Below are 19,040 nucleotides of genomic sequence, written 5' to 3'. Positions count from 1 at the left end.
TCCTCAATCCTCCAAACCTTCCATCTGATTGATCCGGCTCGCCAGATACCCGGCCCCGAAGCCGTTGTCGATGTTCACCACGCTGCACCCGGAGGCGCAGGAGTTGAGCATGGACAGCAGTGCGGATAGGCCGCCGAAGCTGGCCCCATAGCCCACGCTGGTGGGGACGGCGATCACGGGGCAGTCCACCAGCCCGCCGACGACCGAGGCCAGCGCGCCCTCCATCCCGGCCACAGCGATCACACAGCGGGCGCGCATCAACACGTCCAAATTGGACAGCAGCCGGTGCAGCCCGGCGACGCCCACATCATAAAGGCGGGTGACCTGGTTCCCCATGGCTTCCGCGGTGAGGGCGGCCTCCTCCGCCACCGGCATGTCGCTCGTCCCGCCGGTGGCCACCACGATGTTGCCGCGCTGCTTCCGTTCGGCGGGAAAGGCCACGGCCAGCTTTGCAAGGGGATGGTACTCCAGGGGGACCGACTCCGCCACCCGGTCCGCGGCCTCCTGGGAGACCCGCGTGATGAGGATGTTGCGGCAGCCCCGCTCCCCCATCGCGGAAACAATCCCCGCGATCTGTTCCGGGGTCTTGCCCGCCCCATAGATCACCTCTGCGGCTCCCTGCCGGACGCTCCGGTGGAAATCCACCTTTGCATAGCCCAAATCTTCAAAGGGCGACTCCTTCAATTCCAACAGCGCGTCCTCCGGCGCCGTCGTCCCGTCCGCCACGCTGCGGAGCAGACGGAGAATCTCCTGCTTATTGTCCATCGGGTTCCCTCCTCATCGGGACGCCTGCCGCGGCGTTTGATCCAGCAGGACGTCCGTAAAATCCGGTTTGAGTTGCTCCAAAATTTCCTCCCATTTTGCCCGGGCCAGCGCCATCTGCGCCTCCGTCACCTGGATGCGCGCGCCGTCCTCCCGCAGGCGCACCCGGAAATCGGCAAACCCCAGGCGGGAAAGGGCGTCCTCCGCGCGCTCCACCCGCGCCAGGTCCCCCGCTGTGATGCGGGTCCCTGTGGGGATGCGGGTGGCCAGGCACGCGTAAGCGGGTTTTTCCCAGGTAAACAGCCCGGCCTCCCTGGACAGGCGCCGCACTTCGTCCTTGGTCAGGCCGCACTCCCGCAGGGGGGAACGGACCTCCAATTCACGCAGCGCCTGCATACCGGGCCGGTCCCCCTCGTCGTCCGAGGCGTTGGTGCCGTCCAGCAAGAGCGTGTGCCCATCGCGGCGGGCGCGCTGCCAGAGCGCGGAAAACAGCTGCCGCTTGCAGTGGTAGCAGCGGTCCGGCCCGTTGGCCGCCGCGCCGGGCACGGCCAAGATGTCCGTCTCGATGACCGTCATGGGGATGTCCAGCTCTCCGGCGAGCCGCCGGGCGTCCGCCAGCTCAAAGGCCGGCTGGAAGGCGGTCTTCATATAGTACGCATGCACATCGCACCCATAGGTTTTGGCCGCCCACAGCAGCAACGCTGAGTCCGTCCCGCCGGAAAAGGCGACGGCCGCCCGCGGATGCGCATGAAAAAATTGTTCCAGCGTCATAAAAGCTCCTTTCGATAAAAAAAGAAGGCACCCGCTTTCTCCTGAAAGCAGATACCTTCCTGGTATCGATGTTGTTGCATGGTGCAATGCCCCTTCCCAAAAAAGAAGCGGCAAATGGTTGCGCTGGCCCAAAATCCGGCTTCGGCCGGTTTCCCCGGCTTCTTGCCGGGCGGTTTCGCAGGAACCAGCTTGTCTAGTTTACCATCTGGAGTGGACTCCATGTCAAGAGGGAAATGGCCCCGGACAAAAATTTTTCTGGGCGGCGGAAAAACACGGGGCCGTTTCCCCTAAGCGGCTGCCCAAGCCATAGAGCGCGCATATGCAAAGTCCGCCTGAATAAAGTTCTCCCCACGTGCCGCCTGCCAAAAATTCCTGGCAAAAAGTTTACATCCTGTTCATAAGATTCTAAAGGGATTCCGGTAAAATAACTAATATCATTAGTTATTTTACCGGGGTGAGCAGAATGGATTACAAGTCCCTCGCAAACGAGTGGATTGCATTACAAGGGCAACTGTTGCAGGTCCCTGCCTGCCGGGAGCTGTCCAGCTTGTCCAAAGGGGAATGGTTTGTCCTGAACTATCTGATGGTGCATGCCGGGCTGGTGCATCCCAAGGATCTGAGCAAGGGCCTGGTGGTCAGCACCGCACGCATCGCCGCCCTTTTGAACCACATGGAGGAGCAGGGGCTGGTCACACGGAATGTGGACCCGGAGGACAGCCGGAAAATCCTGGTCTGTTTGACGGACGCGGGCGTGCAGATGATCCAGAAAAAGCGCGCCGAAGTGGTGGATTCGGTCGCCAAAACGCTGGAGCTGCTCGGGCCGGAGGACGCCGAAGCCTATCTGCGGATTAAAACAAAGATCCTGCGCAACTATATGGAATCCCACTGAGGGCTGCGCTGCGTCCCGGGGTTGTGTTCCGCTCCCCCGGGAAACAACCGAATGCGTCAATCATCGAACAAAGGAGGTCTGCTTACGCAAAATGAATGAGAAACTGAAAGAAAAAATCAAGGAGTCCCTGGCGAGCGTGCTGCCGATCACTGCCATCGTGTTGCTCTTGAGTATTACGATCGTGCCCATGGAGGTCGGAACCCTCATGCTGTTTCTCACAGGAGCAGTCCTCCTGATCGTCGGCATGGGTTTTTTTCAGCTGGGCGCGGAAATCGCAATGACGCCGCTCGGCCAGGGCGTCGGCGGCAGGCTGGTAAAGAGCAAGAGCATCCTGTGGATCGCCGCCGTGTGCTTTGCGATGGGCGCGATCATCACCATCTCTGAGCCCGATTTGCAGGTGCTGGCCAATCAGGTGGCTTCGATCCCCAACCAGGTGCTGATCTGGACCGTGGCGACCGGCGTGGGCGTCTTCACCACCATCGCGGTCCTCCGCATCCTGTTCAAAATCAGCCTTGCAAAAATGCTCACGGTCCTGTATGTACTGCTGTTCCTATTGTCCTTCTTCGCCCCCTCGGAGTTTATCGCGGTGGCGTTTGACGCCGGGGGCGTCACGACCGGGCCGATGACCGTCCCCTTCATCATGGCGCTCGGCGTCGGCTTATCCGCCGCCCGCAGCGACAAGGACGGCGCCAACGACAGCTTCGGCTTTATCGCCCTGTGCAGCATCGGCCCCATCCTCATGGTCCTGCTGCTGGGCATCTTCTACCACCCGACGGACGCGGTCTATGAGGCGGTGAAGATCACGCCGGTGCATACCACCCACGACGTGGCCATGCAATTTCTCTTGGCTATCCCCCAGTATGCCAAAGAGGTCCTCATCAGTATTTTGCCGGTGGCGGGGGTCTTTATCCTGTTTCAACTTTTCTCCCGCCATTACCACAAACGGCAAGTGTTCCGCATGAGCGTGGGCTTTCTGTACACCTACCTGGGCCTGGTCCTGTTTTTGACCGGCGTGAACGTCGGCTTTGCGCCCGTGGGCAGCCTGCTGGGGAGTGGCCTGGGCGAGGGGAACCTCAAGTGGCTTTTGATCCCCATCGGCATCCTGATCGGGTATTATATTGTTAAAGCGGAACCCGCCGTCCAGGTGCTCAACGAGCAGGTGGAAGACCTCACCGGCGGGACCGTCTCCCGCGGGATGATGAATGCCGCCCTTTCCATCGGCGTGGCCTGCGCGGTTGCGTTGGCCATGGTCCGCGTCCTGACGGGCATCAGCATCTATTGGGTCCTCATTCCCGGGTATATCCTGGCGCTGGTCCTCTGCCGGTTTGTCCCGCCGGTCTTTATCGGCATCGCCTTTGACTCCGGCGGCGTGGCCAGCGGGCCCATGACGTCCACCTTCCTACTGCCCCTGGCCATGGGGGCTTGCACCGCCATCGGCGGCAACGTCGTATCGGATGCCTTTGGGATTGTCGCTTTGGTGGCCCTGGCCCCGTTGATCGCCATTCAAATTATGGGGCTTGTCTATGCCCACAAATCCAAAACCGTCCCGCAGCCTTCCGCGCAGCTGTCGGATGATATCGTCATTGAACTGGAGGAGGAATAAGTATGCCGGAACAGGAGAAACTTCGGATTCTTTTTCGGATGCTCATTACAATCACGCGGGAAGAAGAGGAAAAACGATTGGAAGAGGTCTTGCAAAGCATGCATATCCCGATCTTTTTCCAAGCCCGCGGGCAGGGGACCGCCCCATCGGAGATTCTGGATCTCTTTGGGCTGGGGGGCACGACGCGGATCATCACCACAGCGTTTGTCCCCAAATTCCTGGTCCAACCGCTTTTGGCGTCTTTGCACCAGCACGGCTCCTTTGCACATAAGGGCGGCGGCATCGCCATCACGGTTCCAGTCAGCGGGATTCAAACCCATGTGTTACAGATGTTGAACGACGAGGCGCGCAGCGCGGTGGAAGCCATACAAAAAGGAGACGAAGCAGAAATGAAAGAGAAGTCGGAATTTTCTTTGATTTGGGTATCTGTGGAGAGCGGGTGCAGCGACGACGTGATCGACGCAGCCAGGAGCGCCGGGGCGCGGGGCGGCACGGTTGTGAAGGGCCGCCGGCGGAACTCAGAGCGTGCCAGCCAGCACTTCGGAATCCCCATCCAGGAGGAACAGGACTTTGTGATGATTGTCGTCCCGCGGGACAAAAAAGGCGAAATCATGTCTGCGATCAGCCAAGCCTGCGGCCTCAGGACCGAGGCGCACGGCGTGGTCCTCTCCCTCCCGGTGGACGATGTGATGGGGTTGGAGGAAGGATAACCCTCCCACGGCGGGGCGGTTTTCGCGCCTGGGTGCAGCCTCTTCTCCCGCACGGGAAGCCGGGCGTCTTTCCTAGCGGGCCCTTTGATGTGCTTTTTGCGAGAGGATTTCAAAGCACGCGGAGCAAGCCGCCCCTTTGGGCTCTGCCTCTGGCAGAGCGCTCCCGCACGGCCCATAGTTCCTTTTGTATGTACACAGGAAAACGGCCCCTTGTTGTAGAAGCAACTACAACAAGGGGCCGTTTTGATTGCCTGTTTTTCCAGGGTTACCGCGCTTTATCCCCCAGCGCGGGCCCCCGCAAGCGGCCTTGTAAAAAGGCCGCCGGGGGAGGTTCTGCTGCAAAAAATCCGTGCCAATTAATTGGCCTGCTGTTTAATCAGGAACAGATCGTGCGCATCCATGACGCCGTCGCCGTTCATATCGGCGGAAAGCATTTCCACCTGCTCCAAGCCGCGGTTGCCCACGATGGACTGGCGGACCAGCTCCACATCGGAACCGTTGACCGCGCCGTCCGGGTTGATGTCGCCCAGAAGCGCCACGCTCATGCGGTCCTCTTCCGTGCCGTTCACACGCAGGATCACGATGTAGCCGGAGACAAGCGTCGAACCCTCGTCGATGGAACCGCCGGTCGCCTCCATGAATTCCAGCGTGCCGCCCTGCACAGGCTTGAGCATCGCGGCGACGTCCTCGGTCGTCGCCCCTGCCGGGACGTTGTAGAGGATCTTCGTATCGCCGTCGGTGGTGATCTTCGCATCCGACCCCTCTGCGACCTCAAACTGCGGCTCCGACGGCTCTGTGCCCGTCACGAGCAGCTTTGCATCCGCCCAGACCGTATTGCAGCGGCCGTTGCTGCTGCTGGTCAGTTCTGCGATCAAAGTCAGCTTCGTCACACCCGTCACATCGACGTCCACATATTCCGCGTTGGTATTTCTGCCCTTCATCTCGCTGGAAGCAAAGATTTCGTTTCCATCTGCCAACACACGGAAAATCACGCCCTTGACGTCCTGTCCACGGTCCTTGTCCTCGATGCCAACCCACGCTTGGAAGCGGGTTGCGTTGAGGCCCGTCAGGTCATAGACGACCTCGGAGGCCGCATGCGCGGCAAGGCCCTTTTCAAACGAGGTCTTCACGCCGTCCGGATAGACGGTGATCTCGCCGCCCTGTAGGTTTGCGTCCTTTGTGAACTCGCCATATCCCACCTCGGCGGATTCCTCCTGGACGTCGGAGAGGAAGAGCTCTTCGCTCTCTGCCCGCACCTTGATCTTTGCATCCGCCCAGACGGTCTGGCAGTTGCCGTTGGAGCTGGTGGTCAAATCGGCAATCAGGGTCAGCGTCGTGGCGCCGCTGATGTCGACATCCACATATTCCGCGTTGCTGCCGCTGCCCTTCATTTCGTTGGACACGAACTTCTCATCGCCGTCGACCAGCACGCGGAATTTCACGCCGCGCACATTGTTGTTGCGGTTGATGCCGTCGATGCCGACCCATGCCTGGAAGCGCTCTGCGTCGAGGCCGGTGAGGTCATAGACGACTTCGGAGGCCGCATGTGCGGTGATGCCCTTGTCATACGTGACCTTGCTGCCATCCTGATAGACGCTGATCTTGTCGCCGCTCAGGTTGGCGTCCTTGGTAAAAGTACCGTAGCCGACCGTCTCGGAGGTCTCCTCCAGGTCGGACAGGTAGACATACTCATTGAAGATAAAGTCCACGGTATAGACGCGCTGGAAGCCGCTCGCACTGGTGGCCGTCACAACCGCCTGGCCCGGGACTGCCTCCGCCTGCTGCACCGTGATGGTCACGTCGTCGCTGGCTGCGGTGGCGGTGACCTGTGGGATACCCGCGGACGGGCTCTTGCGGGAGGTATAGGTGAGGATGTCGCTGTTGAAGCCTTCAATGGACTCGCCGTCGATCTGGATGTCCGTCACCAGCGTGGTGTCGTCCGGCAGCGCGATCTTGCTATCCGCCATGAGCTGTTCCGTGGTCGCGTTGTGGATGGGCTTCATGCGGAACAGGTAGGTGTAGGCCTGGTCGGCCGGCAGCGTGTACTGCTCCAGCGTCTCCGGGCCGCAGCTTGCGCTGCCCAGGCCCATCTGATGCTGGTCGATCGTGACGACCGTATTCTCGGTCCCCTCTACGTTATAGAGATACCGCGCCTGCTCCAGGTCTTCCTGGGTATAATGCAGGGCGCTGACTTCCACAACCTCCTGCGCATCGAAGAGCAGGCCGTCGCCGGAATCGTTGGTGATGGCCAGCCAGCGGGTATCCGCCTTGTTGCCCATCTCCTGCGGCTTGAGGAAGCTGGTGAACTGTTCGCCCACCGTGCTGTTGTATACGCCGACGTCATAGCCCCACTTGCGGTCCCAATAGTTGTCGGCCTCGCCGCGGCCATACCACTGCATGTTCTCATAGCCGGCGGGCATCTGCAAGCGCATGCCGACGCGCAGCAGGTTGTTCATGGAGCTGTCCGGCATCAGGGTGCTGCGCACCACCACATTGCCGTCGGAATAGACGGTGAAGGTGGAGGCATACTGCGAATCCGCTGCCGAAGGCATGGTCATATTCACTGTGACAATGACCTTTTTCTCCTCCTGGAAGACGTTAAAGCCCGTGACTTCCGCGTCTTTGACCGCGTCCTGCCACTTTGCGTCGTGGGAGGTCTTGACGTCGTTGTCGGTGACCGCACGCCAGAAGTTCGGCTCCAGCGGCTCCGCCAGCAGCTCTTCGCCGTTGGACGTATAGGAGGTGAGCTTGCCGCTCGCCTTGTCAAAGGTCACGCTGAAGGTATCGTTTGCAATGGTGAGCGCTGTATCGCTCTCCTGGATCTGCCCTTCGGTGAACGCAGGCATGCTGCTCTCGTCGATCTCCGGCAGATTGTCCTCGGCCACGTCGAATGCAAACTGCTCGGTTGCGACCTCATGGCCGGCGTCCGCCCACCAGCAGTCCTCCTTGGTGGTAAAGCAAATGTTCAGGAAGCATTCCTCGCCAGGCTGCACATCCGCCGGTGCGGTGTAGCCTTCCAGCGCGACGTCCACCGTCTCCTGCGGCGGCACGTCTGCGGTTTGGGTGTTCTTCGCAACGACTTCGCCGTCGCGGACCAGCTCCCAGGTCATATCGTACTCGTTCGCATTCGTATCGATGTATTCGTTGGTGATGGTGATCACACCCGCTTCCAGATCCTTTGCCGTCATCTGGAAGGACTGGTAGACCTTCTTGACCTCATACATCGCCGGATGGATGGACCGGTCCGGGCCCACCAGACCATTGCCGCAGAAATTGTTCTTTCCGGTGTAGACGTCCCAAGCGCCGTCATACGCCCAGAAGGTCTCGCCGGGCTCCGCGCCGGGGATCTGGGTGTTGATCGACTGGTCCGCCCAGTCCCAGATCCAGCCGCCCTGGAGGTTCGGGTACTGCCGGATGATGTCCCAATAGTCCTTCAGTCCGCCCGTGCTGTTGCCCATGGAGTGGTCGTATTCGCACATGACGAATGGGAGCGTGCTGCGCTGGCCGTTCTGCTCAACGCTCTGGCTTCCGGTATAGGACGGGTACATCTGCGACTTCATGTCAACATACGGGCTGTCGTTCCAGCCCTGGTAGTGGATCAGGCGGGTGGGGTCGTTCTCGTCAAAGTACTGGAGCATCCCCTCCAGGGACTTGCCGGTGCCGACCTCGTTGCCGGGGGACCACATCAGCACGCAGGGATAGTTCTTATCGCGCTCCAACATGCTGACCGCGCGCTCCTTACAGGCGACCACATAGCCGGGGATGTCGCCGGGTACGCCGGGGTTCAGCCTGCGGCCGTTGTGGGATTCGTTGTTCGCCTCGTCCATGACATAGATGCCGTACTTGTCGCACAGCTCATAGAAATACGGGTCGTCCGGATAGTGCGCGGTGCGCACCGAATTCAGATTGTACTGCTTGAGCAGCTTGATGTCCGTCTCCATCTCCTCGTGGGAGAGGTGGCGGCCCGTCTCCGGCGACATCTCGCCGCGGTTTACGCCCTTAAAGTAGACCGGCTCGCCGTTCAAAACCATCTGCGCATTGGTGGTGCCGCGGTTGATCACATCAAACTCGCGGAAACCGACGTTGACCGCCGTGCTTTCCACCGGCTCGCCGCCGCGCTTGAGGGAGATGGTCATGCGGTACAGGTTCGGATGCTCGGCGTTCCACTTGAGCGGGTTCTCAAAATGGCCGGTCAGGTTCACAACCGCCTTGTTTTCCGCAAAGGCGGGCGCTTCCGCCGTCATCGGCTCGCCCACGGGGTTGCCCTCCGCGTCGTAGAGCTGCGCCTCCACGGTGAGGTCTGCGGTGTCCGCATCGCCAAAGCTGCGCAGTTCCACCTCGGTGTTCAGATCCGCGTCCACATATTCGCCGTCCAGGTCGGTCACGACGGTGAAGTCGCGGATCTCGACGTCGTCCTTGGAGAACAGGTACACATCGCGGTAGATACCGGACAGGCGCAGGCCGTCCTGGTTCTCAATCCAGCTGCCGTCGCTCCAGCGGAAGACCTCGACGGTCACAACGTTCTTCGCGCCCTCGGTAAAATCGAGCGCATCGGTGATGTTGAACTCCTGCCGGGCGGTCATATCCTCGCCGTAGCCGATCTTCTGGCCGTTGACATAGAGGTACATCGCGTCTTCAACGCCCTCAAAGGTGATGAAGACCTGGCGGCCCTGCCATGCAGAAACGTCCGGCAGAACCTTCCGGTAGGTGCCGACCGGGTTGAAGTTGGTCGGCGCTGCGCCGGTGGGGATATTCGCGTCCTGCGAATTGTATTTCCAGGGATAATCCTGGTTGGCATAGATGGGCTCGTCGTATTTGAAGCTGCCATCCTCGTTCTTGACCGTCTGCCAGCTCAGCGGGACCGTGATGTCGTCCCAGCCGCTGTCGTCGTAGCCGGCGTCTGCAAACGCGCCGTCCTTCTGGCTGATGCGGTCGGCGGGCTTCTCCGCCCAGCTGAACTTCCAATCGTCGCCGTTGAGCAGCTTGTAATAGGCCGACTGCGCCGGGTCGTTCTCCTGCGCCTTTTCTTCCGACTCATACGGATACGCCGTCGCGCGGGCAGGTTCCCGGTTTACCTGGACAACCTCGGGCTGCCCGTTCCATTCGCTGCTGTCGTCGGACAGCACGGCGAACGCTGAGATGCCCGCAGCGGACAGGGCGATCACGCCCGCCAGGATGCCGGCAACCAGTTTCTTCACTTTCATAAGGCTTCTCCTTTCCTTTCACTCCACCGTTCCGGAACCGCCCCGCCCCTTTCGCGGGACGGGCGTCCCCGGGAAAGCAAATCCGCAATCCCCGCGCAGGAGATGCCATTCCATCTCCCGCGCAAGGGCCTTCCCATCCGAGGGGATTGCAGGATTCTGCATTTAGCCGATGGTCACAACGCAATGGCGGACCGGGTTCTGGCCGGGCAGGGTCGTATAAACGCCCGTGCTCTCGCCCGGCTTGCCGGTTGCATAGACGCGGAAGTAGTAGTCATTTCCGGATCTCGCCACAAACTGCGTCTTGAGCACGCTGCCATTGCCCACGGTGAAGCTCGGCATCACATTGCTGCCGTTGAGCACCGTCATCTTGAAGCAGTACGCGCTGCCTCTGGTCAGGGTGAACGGGAGCGTCGTATCGCTGCGGACCGAAGTCTGTTCTACAACGGACTGCGCCGCATTGACCACCGGGTTCACCGTTGCCGTTCCAGCCGCGCCATAGGCGTTGCCGCTGTTGGAGCTGCTGGAGGAGGAACCCTGCGAGCTGCTGTTCTGGGTCTTTTTCTTGAGGTTCTTTTCCGCCTGCAGCGCGGTATCCTGCGCCGCCGCCAGCTCTTCCGGCGTTGCGTCGGACTTCGCCAGCACCGCGGCCAGGTTGTTCTTCGCCGCGGTAAACGCCGCTGCGCTGGATGCGGTATAGCTGCTCAGGTCCTTGGATTCCATGCGGCTGAGAAGCGCTTCCAGCTCTTCGCGGTCCGGCGCTTTGCGCAGGTCCGCCATCGCCCGGTTGAGCGCCTCGGCCGCTGCGTCAACTTCGGCCTGGGTTGCGTCGTTGCCGATCGCCTTGGCTGCTTCCAGGGCATCCAGGAATTCCTGCTTGCCCTCTTCCAGGTAGCTGTCCAGGCCGGCGCGGATGGCCTCCGCCTCTGCGATGACCATGTCCAGCGTCGTGCGGTCCGCCGTGCCGGCCAGGTCCATCATCGCGTCGTAGAGCGCATCGTATGCGCTGTCGATGTCGTTCTGGACGGCGTTTTCATCTTCTACGGTCTCCTGTGCCGCTGCGAGCGCATCCTGGAATGCCTCCCAGCTCGCCGCTGTATAGTCGGCCTCGTCCAGCGTCTCCGCAATGGCAACCAGCTCTTCGAGCTTTGTCTTGTCGCCCACGGTGAAGTCCAGATAATGCAGGGCGTCCAGCAGGTTGCTCCACGCCTCGTTGATCTCGTCCTGGGTGGCCGCCGGGTCGTCGTTGACCTCGACCGCCGCGTCGAACGCCTTCTGGAACTTCTCCTGCACGGCCGGGACCAGGTTGTCCACGTCGCCCGCGTCGATGCGCGCCTGCGCGTAGTCGATCACAGCCTGCAGGGTGGTCTTGCTCACCGTCTCAAACGCAAAGCTAAGCGTCGGGTTCAGGGTGTCCATCGTCCCGGTGTACGTATAGGAATCCTCGCCGATGAGTTCCGGCTCGCCGCCGTTCACCGTCACCGCGCGGAAGATTCTGCCGTCCACCGCCGGCGTGAAGTCAAACGTGAGCGCTTCGCCGTTTGCAACGTCCGCCTGCTTGTAGGTGCCGAGGAGGTTGGCAATGGTCTGCTCTTCCCCGTCGATCCACAGCTTTGCATCCTTGCCGTTAAAGGTCACGGTCAGGTCCGCCGTCTCCGGCGCGGTCTGCCCAACCTGCACGGCCGCATTCTGCAGCGCGCTGCCGACGTCGTTGCCGTCCACCGTCAGGGCGATCACATTGCCCATTCCGATGGTGTAATCGCCTTCCGCCATCGCTTCGTCCACCGCAAACGTGGCGGTAAACAGGCCGCTCGCGTCCGTGGGCAGGCCGTCAAAGGTATTGCTATCGTAAAGGATCGTCACTTTCTGTTCGTCGTTGTGGATGCCGACCGTCAGGTTCCCGTCGATGCCGTCGTTCGGGACGACCGACTCGCAGGTCAGGCCCTCCGGATAGGTGAGGTCCATCTGGACGATATAGAGGGGATCCATCAGCTCGCCGAGGCCGCTGAAGGAATGGGTTACGGTAAAGGTGCTGCCCGGGGCCACGGTTTCCGGCGCTGTCAGGGCCATGGAAACGGTCTGCTCCGGGATCTCCTGGACGTCCACGACGATGGAAGCCTTCACGCCGTCGCTGTTCTTGACGCCCGGGATCATCGTCAGGGTGCCGGTGATGGTCTGCTCTTCCGCGGTATCCGCGCGGTAGCTGTCCTCATCCCAGACCACCGGGAGCTTGGTCGAGAGGTCGCCCTCCAGGGTGGCGCTGATTTCGTCCGGCAGGTCCAGGTCCTCAAACGCCGTGCCCACATACGCTTCCACGCTGTCCAGCGTTTCCACGCCTGTGACCAGCCTTGCGGAGGCCTCGCGGCCGGTGGAGTTGATCCAGAACCCTTCGGTGCTGCCCGCCGGGAGCGAAATGCGCACATAGCGCGCCAAGCCGGAGATGTCGTCGTTCGTCAGGGTCAACGCTTCGCTGCCGTCCATATGGTCGGCGACGGTGGTCCAGGTCTCCCCATCCACGGAGAGGTCGATGGTATAGCGGTGGGATTGCTCGCTGTTCCAGGTAAGCTGCACATTGCTCATATCGTACAGGCCGCCTGCGTCATAGTACCACCACGGGGATGCATCGTCCGGCGCCGGGACCCAATACTTGGCCGGGTCGCCGTCGTTGCCATAGGACGGGTCGCTGTCCGCCGCGCTGGAGCTCGCATAGGACGGGGCGCCGTAATCCAGGCGCGTCTCTTCCGCCGCCTCGGAGCCGTAGGCGCAGAATTCTGCGATTTCCGTCCAATCCCTTGTGCCGTCGCCCGCATACAGATTGTATACGCGCAGGTAACGGGCAAGCGTATCCACCTGGAGGGAAGCGGTCTTATCCGGGCCGCTGTAGGTTGCCACATCGGTCCAGCTGTTGCCGTCCATGGAGCTTTGCAGGGTGAAGTTGTGCATCAGGGAACCGTCGCCCCAGACAAAGTCCACGTCCACCTGGTTGATCTGGTAATCGCCGCCGAGGTCCACCTGCCAGTTGGCCGCGCCCATCGCCGCGTTGGTCCAATAGGTGCTCGGGTCGCCGTCCACCGCGTCCGAAGCCGGATGGCCGGAACCCTCCCGGCTGGCGGTCGCGTCCTTGCCGAGCGCCACGTTGGTGTTGAGGCTCTCGCCCACGCCCTTGACCTCCAAAATGCAGGGCCAGATGTTGGAAGCCGGGCAGTTGACATACACGCGCACATACCGGCATTCCCGGTCGATGTTCTCCGTCACGCGCTGGACACTCTCCGCATTGCTGCTGCGGTCCACGACCACATCGGCCTGCGTCATGTCCGGGCTGTCGGAGACCGCGATCTGATACTTATAATTGGTATTCATCTCGAAGAGGATTTCCACGCTCTCAAGGTTGTAGGTGTCGCCCATGTCGACCTGCCACCAGTGCGGGCCAACCGAGCTGTCGCTTGTGTCGGTCACTCTGGCGCACCATTTGGTCGTTTCGTCGCCGTCGTTAGCGCGCTCCGCAGCCTCGACGCCCAGCTGACTGCTGGTGTTTTCGCTGCTGGCGCTCGCGGGCTTATTGAGGAACAGGTTGTCGGTGGCCGGCTGCTCCGGCGCCACATAATCCGCCTCGTCTGCGTCGCCGCCCTCCGGGACTTCCGGCAGGCCCTCGACCGTCTCGGTCGGGATGGTGAGGGTTGCGGTGGTGAGCCCATTGGAGGTCGCCGTCAGGGTGATGTCGCCCGAACCGCGCTTGCTGCGCACCCAAACGCCCATCTGTCCGCCCAATGCGGTGATGGTCTTGGTCGCCTGGCCCTCGTCGGCCTCGGTCTTGTCGCCGACCACGATGCCGGGGCCGTCCACGGAGAAGGTGATGGCATTGTCCGCCGTGTTGACCACGGTGCCGTTTGCATCCCGCACGTCGACCCAGACCAGCTTGGCGGTGCTGCCGTCCAGCTTGAGCGGCTCGTCGTTTTCCGCCTCAAGGGTGAGCTGCGCGGCTTCTTCCGGCGCGCGGCGGACATATTCCGCCACCTGCTGGCCATCGATATAGCCGACCGCCGTGATGGTGCCCTCGCCCGGCGTGTAGGCGCTCAGGTCAAAGGTGAACGGCGGGTGCTTGAGGTTTTCGGTGCTGATGTATTTGCCCGCGCCTTCGGCCGGGTAGTTATTCGGGCTGCCGTCGCCGTGCGGACCCCACATCTGCGTGTCGGGGGTCTGCCTGCCGATCGACTCGCCGTTGACAAAGAGTTCCACTTCGTCGCAGTTGCTGAATACGCGGACCTGGTCCGGGGAATCGGAAGCCCAGGTATTGGCCACGAAGACCATCGGGCCGCTGTCAATCCCGTATTCGCTCAGGTCGATATCCGCGTCGCGCTGGCTCTGCACAAAGTATGCGCTGAACTTCGGGATGCGGTAGATGTCCACAACGCCGCAGTAGGTGAGGTCCGTGGTATCAAACCCTGCATAGTCGGCGTACTGCCAATAGGCATAGGCGCCGCCCCACTCCTGGCTGCGGTTGAGGGCCATGGACTCCTGGAGGTTGTCGCACTGGATCAGCATGCCCTCGTCGCCGCCATTAAACTTCGTGTGCGCCGGCTCGCGGGTCACACGGGTGGTGGAGGTATAGCCGCCATAGTTCCAATCGCCGTACTCGCTGACGATCACCGGCTTGTCGCTGTAGGTGGCAGCGTCGCCGATGACGTTTGCCTGCGGGGTGCCGACGCCCATGTCGAATACATTCCAGTATCTCCAGCCGCCGGTATAGATGCGGGAATCCCCGTCCGTCGGGTATTCCTCGTGGGAAATGCGCTGCACTTCCTGCGCCCACGCCTGGTTGTAGCTGCTCTCGTTGAGGCTCGGCTCCCATGCGACAATGGAGCAGTAGTTGCGGTTCATGTGGAACATGTCGCGCACTTCCTGATAGGTCGCATTCTTAAAGCTATCGGTGTTGACAAACTGCTGCCAACCGGAGAGGCAGTCGATCACCGCCACGCCGTATTTGTCGCACGCGGCGTAGAATGCCGGCGCGTGCGGGTAGTGGGACATGCGGATGAAATCGAAGCCCCACTCCTTCAAGCGGCGGACCTCCTCAAAGATCGCGTCGTTGGACTGCGCGTTGCCGAGCATGCCCGTCTCCGAGTGGAGGTTTACACCGTTGAGTTCCACAAATTCGTCGTTGATGTAGCAGCCATCGCGCTTCCATTCCACCTTGCGGATACCATAGGTGGTCTCCAGGGAATCGCGGACCGTATCGCCGGTCAGGACCGTGGTGCGCACGGTGTAGAGCTCCGGCGTATTGACGGACCACAGGCGCGGGGTTTCCACCACCAGCTCCTGGGTAAACGCATAGCGCTCGCCCGCTTCAATCGAGGCGGTGTCCTCCTTTGTGGCGACCACCGAACCGTCCTCATCCACAATCTCCGTGCGGACGGTGGTGTCTTCCGCCTGCGCCCCTTCGTTCTTCACGTCGGTCTGCGCCTTGACTGTGGCGCTCTCCTTGGTGACGGAGGGGGCCGTCAGGAAGAGCCCGCCGCCTGCGGCCTCGTTCTCATAGACCGCGTCGCTCACATGCAGCGTGTCCATCGCCGTGAGGTATACATTCCGGTACAGGCCCCCGAAATACTGGAAGTCCGGGTTGGTCTTGCCGGGGTTGAAGGCCGTGTTCGGGCGCGTATCGATGCGCACCGCGATCACGTTTTCCTCGCCATAGGACACGAAATCGGTCAGGTCGATTACAAACGCGGTGTAGCCGCCCTGATGGGAGCCAACTTTCTCCCCATTGAGCCACACTTCCGCGGCCTGCATCGCCGCCTCAAAGGTGATGTAGAGCTTTTTGCCCTGCATTTCCTCCGGTACGGTAAAGTGCTTGCGGTACCAGAAGACCCCGAGGTCCTTCTGATAATAGTTGTCCGGGGTATAGTGGATCGTGCTGTGCGGCAGGTTCACATAGAGCCATTCGCTGTCCTCAAAATCCACCGCTTCCGCACCGGTGATGTCACCCTTATAGTACAGCCAATCGTTGTTGAAATTGATGGTTTCCCTGCCGGGTTCCGCTGCGGAGCTCGGCAATGCCGCGGCATTGCCATCGTCCGGCCCGGCCGCCCATGCCGCAACGCCCGGCCCGGCAAACACAGAGCCGAGGACCATCAGCGTTGCCAGGAGGCAGGCCGTCCACTTTTGCCATGCTGTTTTCATACTTCTTCTCCTTCCATTGTATAATGCCGTAGACTCCTTTTCTTCTATTCTGCAACCTCCTCCTTTCTTTCCTGCAAGTCTTTCAGATATAAGACCTTAGGCCCAAAGCACAGCGAAACAGCAATTTTACATATCCCGCGTGCCGCTTACCCCGCTTTCCGTATATATATGCTCCCCTTTATGAAAGGCACCTTTGAAAAAAAGCCTTCACACTTAGGGAAACCCATCACTATGCTCAAAAACTTTGCACATATATGCGTACGCCTTTATAATAAAGATGCCAAGCAGAAGAATCCATACAAAATTCTTTGGCAAGATATCAAATTTATTTTCTCTTTGCCTAAATGAAACATTTCTCCATATGTTTGAGAAATTTATCCATAAAAGGCATTTCAAACGATTGCCAGGTATTTTGAAAAAGAATCGCCTAGGGCCATCGTCTTGCTATATTGGCGGGCGGGAATCTGCCCGCCCGCTTGCCCAACAGGCCATTTTTGTAAAGAGCGCCATGGAACCTCCCTTCCCAGAAAGCGGGAAGGCCCTGCCCGCAGCCCGCCCTTTCCCTGGCGATTTATCTTATCCTTATCTAACATGTCGCAAACCGCTTGACATCCTCTGGAACGCATGGTACCATAGAGCCGTGGTTAGCAGGTGCTAATCAAGAAGCGGATGCTGGTTGCAAGCCTACGTTGCGTTGATGGCACACGGGGCCATACGCACCAAAGCCAGCAAGAAGCGCCACTGCCCCGGCCGGTATCGGCCCCACAGAATTGTCAGGCTTTTGGAGCGCTTCTTTTCCACTTGTTTTTTCTTTTTACCAATCAGTTAGCTATGACTAACCAATATTTAGGAGGGAACCCCATGGCGGATACGGTAGAATCCATTTTGGCGCGCAACTGCGCCCCGGTTCTCGCGGGAATGAAGCCGTCCAACCTTTTTTCCTGCCCTGCTTCCTGCAGCGCATCGCTCTCCGCCTACCGGTCACTCCTGGAAGAAAAGGGCATCCGGACATTTTCCATCTGTGCATGCGGCGCGCGCACCTTGACGCTGGTCTACCGCGAACGCCTGCTAAAACAGCAGCTCCGCCGCCCAGACGTCCAAGATTGCCTTATCCGGTTTGGCTATCCCGTCACAGAGGGGATGGACGCGATGCTCGCCTGGCTGCAACGCCGGGCCCGCCTGGAAAAAGGGTTCCCCCACGAGATCGGCTGCTTCCTGGGCTATCCTATGGAGGACGTGACCGGCTTCATCCGGGAAAAAGGCCGCAACTGCAAATGCTGCGGCATGTGGAAAGTATACGGCGATGAAGCATATGCGAAACACCTGTTTGAAAAATATGAGCAGTGTTCGCGGGCCTTGTGCAACCATTTGGAGCAAGGCGTGCCTTTCCTACATATCCTCGCCGCACTTCCCGCTGCATAAAACAGCATACCTGTATATAAGGAAAATCCGACAAACTTACCCGCGCGGGTGGGGAAGCATTCCCAACAGCGCCGCGCAGATCAGGAGGTTTTTGCTATGAGTAAAACAGCAGTGATCTATTGGACAGGCACCGGCAATACCGAGGCCATGGCGAACGCCATTGCATCCGGCATTGGGGATGCCGACGTGATGCCGGTTTCGGAGGCTGACGCTTCCGCCGTGGCGCAATACGACAAGATTGCGTTCGGATGCCCGGCCATGGGCGACGAAGTCCTGGAAGAAAGCGAATTCGAGCCCTTCTTTGCCGATGTAGAAGGTAGCCTTTCCGGCAAGAAGGTCGCGCTCTTCGGCTCCTACGGCTGGGGCGACGGGCAGTGGATGCGCGATTGGCAGGACCGTGTCTCCGGCGACGGGGCGCAGCTCTTTGAAGAGGGCCTAATGGCCAACGGCGCGCCCGACGAAGCCGAATGTGAAGCGTTTGGCAAGCGGTTCTCTGCGTTTTAAGTGGGTTTCTCTTTGTATCCCATTTTTTGGAAAGCCGCCGGATGCCAACCGCATCCGGCCCCGCTTCCGCTTTAATATTGCGATCAAGTGTCATCACAAATTGCTTATAGGGTACTCCATACGGGACGGCTGCCGGGTGCCTGCCGCATCCGGCTCGGCGTCTCCTCTAACCTCTAACACCGCTTACAAGGTACTCCATACAGATATTTTCTTCCTTAGTCGCAGAGGCCCGGCAGACCCGCCGGGCCTTTTGCTTTCCCCAAGCTTTCCCGCGGGTTCCAGCTGGCCAGCGTGTTTCCTGTAATCTGGAAAAAATTTTAGAAACCTATTGACAAACGCAAGTTAGCTGGTGTAAACTAATATCCGCAGAAATGGGATTAGCGAGAGCTAACCCCTAATAAAATGTTTAAAAGTTAGCCTAATCTAACTTTAAAAGGAGTGACGGAGATGTTGGCAAAAGAAGCTGCTCTGCATACGCCTGTGCAGGAACCCCCCGCACCGGCCGCACAGGTCATGTTGATGCCGCTGGCCATGGCGGAAGCGGGCAAGACGGTGGAAGTGCATGCGATCCGCGGAAAAGATGAAGTCCGCCGCTTTTTGCAGAACCTTGGCTTTGCAGAGGGCGCGCAGGTTTCGGTCGTTTCTGAATTGAACGGCAACATGATCGTCAATGTAAAAGGGACCCGGGTGGCGATTAGCAAATCGATGGCCAGCCGTATCCTGACAGCCTGATTTCATTTAGGAGGGATCATCATGAGAACATTGAAGGAAGCAAAGTGCGGCGAGACCGTATCCGTGGCGAAGCTGGCCGGCGAGGGTGCGCTCAAGCGCCGCATCATGGATATGGGCATCACAAAGGGCACACAGATTTATGTGCGCAAGGTTGCGCCTCTGGGCGACCCGGTCGAGATCAACGTACGCGGCTACGAGCTTTCCATCCGCAAGAGCGAGGCGGAAAACATTCTTCTGGAAGCATAAGGCGTTTGAATGCCGCCCTGCCT

General features: G+C 60.1%; 11 protein-coding genes. 7 read left to right on the top strand and 4 right to left on the bottom strand.

Going from position 1 to position 19,040, the window contains the following annotated elements; all coding sequences use genetic code 11:
* Positions 1-3: 3 nt before the first annotated feature.
* Both larB and larE read right to left on the bottom strand, forming a co-directional pair.
* Complete coding sequence (larB, locus tag B5F54_RS11930) at positions 4-765, bottom strand: nickel pincer cofactor biosynthesis protein LarB (protein ID WP_087234480.1); 762 nt, start codon at positions 763-765, stop codon at positions 4-6.
* 12 nt (positions 766-777) lie between these two features.
* On the bottom strand, positions 778-1,533 hold the full coding sequence (larE, locus tag B5F54_RS11925) for an ATP-dependent sacrificial sulfur transferase LarE (protein ID WP_087234478.1): 756 nt from the start codon (positions 1,531-1,533) through the stop codon (positions 778-780).
* 463 nt (positions 1,534-1,996) lie between these two features.
* On the opposite strand from larE, the gene B5F54_RS11915 reads away from it, so the two are divergent.
* From B5F54_RS11915 to B5F54_RS11905, 3 genes are all read left to right on the top strand, one after another.
* Positions 1,997-2,422 (top strand): MarR family winged helix-turn-helix transcriptional regulator, encoded by a 426-nt coding sequence (locus tag B5F54_RS11915; RefSeq protein WP_087234474.1) that lies wholly within the window; start codon positions 1,997-1,999, stop codon positions 2,420-2,422.
* Between the two features lie 91 nt (positions 2,423-2,513).
* On the top strand, positions 2,514-4,025 hold the full coding sequence (locus B5F54_RS11910) for a DUF1538 domain-containing protein (protein WP_087234472.1): 1,512 nt from the start codon (positions 2,514-2,516) through the stop codon (positions 4,023-4,025).
* Between the two features lie 2 nt (positions 4,026-4,027).
* Entirely contained in the window at positions 4,028-4,735 is a 708-nt protein-coding gene (locus B5F54_RS11905) for a hypothetical protein (RefSeq protein ID WP_087234470.1), read from the top strand.
* 356 nt (positions 4,736-5,091) lie between these two features.
* On the opposite strand, the gene B5F54_RS11900 is transcribed toward B5F54_RS11905, so the two are convergent.
* Positions 5,092-9,939 (bottom strand): glycoside hydrolase family 2 TIM barrel-domain containing protein, encoded by a 4,848-nt coding sequence (locus B5F54_RS11900; protein WP_087234468.1) that lies wholly within the window; start codon positions 9,937-9,939, stop codon positions 5,092-5,094.
* A 162-nt stretch (positions 9,940-10,101) separates the two neighbouring features.
* Positions 10,102-16,113, bottom strand: coding sequence for a discoidin domain-containing protein (locus B5F54_RS11895; protein WP_087234465.1), 6,012 nt, complete (start codon positions 16,111-16,113; stop codon positions 10,102-10,104).
* Between the two features lie 861 nt (positions 16,114-16,974).
* Between B5F54_RS11895 and B5F54_RS11885 the strand changes: the two genes are divergently transcribed.
* The 4 genes from B5F54_RS11885 (at position 16,975) to B5F54_RS11870 (ending at position 19,017) form a co-directional block, all read left to right on the top strand.
* A complete protein-coding gene (locus B5F54_RS11885; protein WP_172749724.1) occupies positions 16,975-17,535 on the top strand; it encodes a DUF3793 family protein in 561 nt (186 codons plus the stop codon).
* Between the two features lie 96 nt (positions 17,536-17,631).
* Positions 17,632-18,039: a flavodoxin gene (locus B5F54_RS11880; RefSeq protein ID WP_087234459.1), complete on the top strand. Its 408-nt coding sequence runs from the start codon at positions 17,632-17,634 to the stop codon at positions 18,037-18,039.
* 447 nt (positions 18,040-18,486) lie between these two features.
* The gene (locus B5F54_RS11875) at positions 18,487-18,771 is read left to right on the top strand and encodes a FeoA family protein (RefSeq protein ID WP_242969693.1); all 285 of its coding nucleotides are present in this window, start codon (positions 18,487-18,489) and stop codon (positions 18,769-18,771) included.
* A 21-nt stretch (positions 18,772-18,792) separates the two neighbouring features.
* Positions 18,793-19,017, top strand: a complete 225-nt coding sequence (locus B5F54_RS11870; RefSeq protein WP_087234457.1) for a FeoA family protein — start codon at positions 18,793-18,795, stop codon at positions 19,015-19,017.
* The last annotated feature ends 23 nt before the right edge of the window (positions 19,018-19,040 follow it).

Source organism: Anaeromassilibacillus sp. An250, assembly GCF_002159845.1.
GTDB classification, from domain to species: domain Bacteria; phylum Bacillota; class Clostridia; order Oscillospirales; family Acutalibacteraceae; genus Anaeromassilibacillus; species Anaeromassilibacillus stercoravium.
Note: the sequence above shows the minus strand (reverse complement) of the source record. Positions and strands in the feature narration are given on the sequence as shown.

Coding starts and splice junctions, on each gene's coding strand:
- B5F54_RS11900 (WP_087234468.1), bottom strand. CDS start 9,939: ATGAAAGTGAAGAAACTGGTTGCCGGCATCCTGGCGGGCGTGATCGCC.
- B5F54_RS11880 (WP_087234459.1), top strand. CDS start 17,632: ATGAGTAAAACAGCAGTGATCTATTGGACAGGCACCGGCAATACCGAG.
- larB (WP_087234480.1), bottom strand. CDS start 765: ATGGACAATAAGCAGGAGATTCTCCGTCTGCTCCGCAGCGTGGCGGAC.
- B5F54_RS11905 (WP_087234470.1), top strand. CDS start 4,028: ATGCCGGAACAGGAGAAACTTCGGATTCTTTTTCGGATGCTCATTACA.
- B5F54_RS11910 (WP_087234472.1), top strand. CDS start 2,514: ATGAATGAGAAACTGAAAGAAAAAATCAAGGAGTCCCTGGCGAGCGTG.
- B5F54_RS11915 (WP_087234474.1), top strand. CDS start 1,997: ATGGATTACAAGTCCCTCGCAAACGAGTGGATTGCATTACAAGGGCAA.
- larE (WP_087234478.1), bottom strand. CDS start 1,533: ATGACGCTGGAACAATTTTTTCATGCGCATCCGCGGGCGGCCGTCGCC.
- B5F54_RS11870 (WP_087234457.1), top strand. CDS start 18,793: ATGAGAACATTGAAGGAAGCAAAGTGCGGCGAGACCGTATCCGTGGCG.
- B5F54_RS11875 (WP_242969693.1), top strand. CDS start 18,487: ATGTTGGCAAAAGAAGCTGCTCTGCATACGCCTGTGCAGGAACCCCCC.
- B5F54_RS11895 (WP_087234465.1), bottom strand. CDS start 16,113: ATGAAAACAGCATGGCAAAAGTGGACGGCCTGCCTCCTGGCAACGCTG.
- B5F54_RS11885 (WP_172749724.1), top strand. CDS start 16,975: ATGGCGGATACGGTAGAATCCATTTTGGCGCGCAACTGCGCCCCGGTT.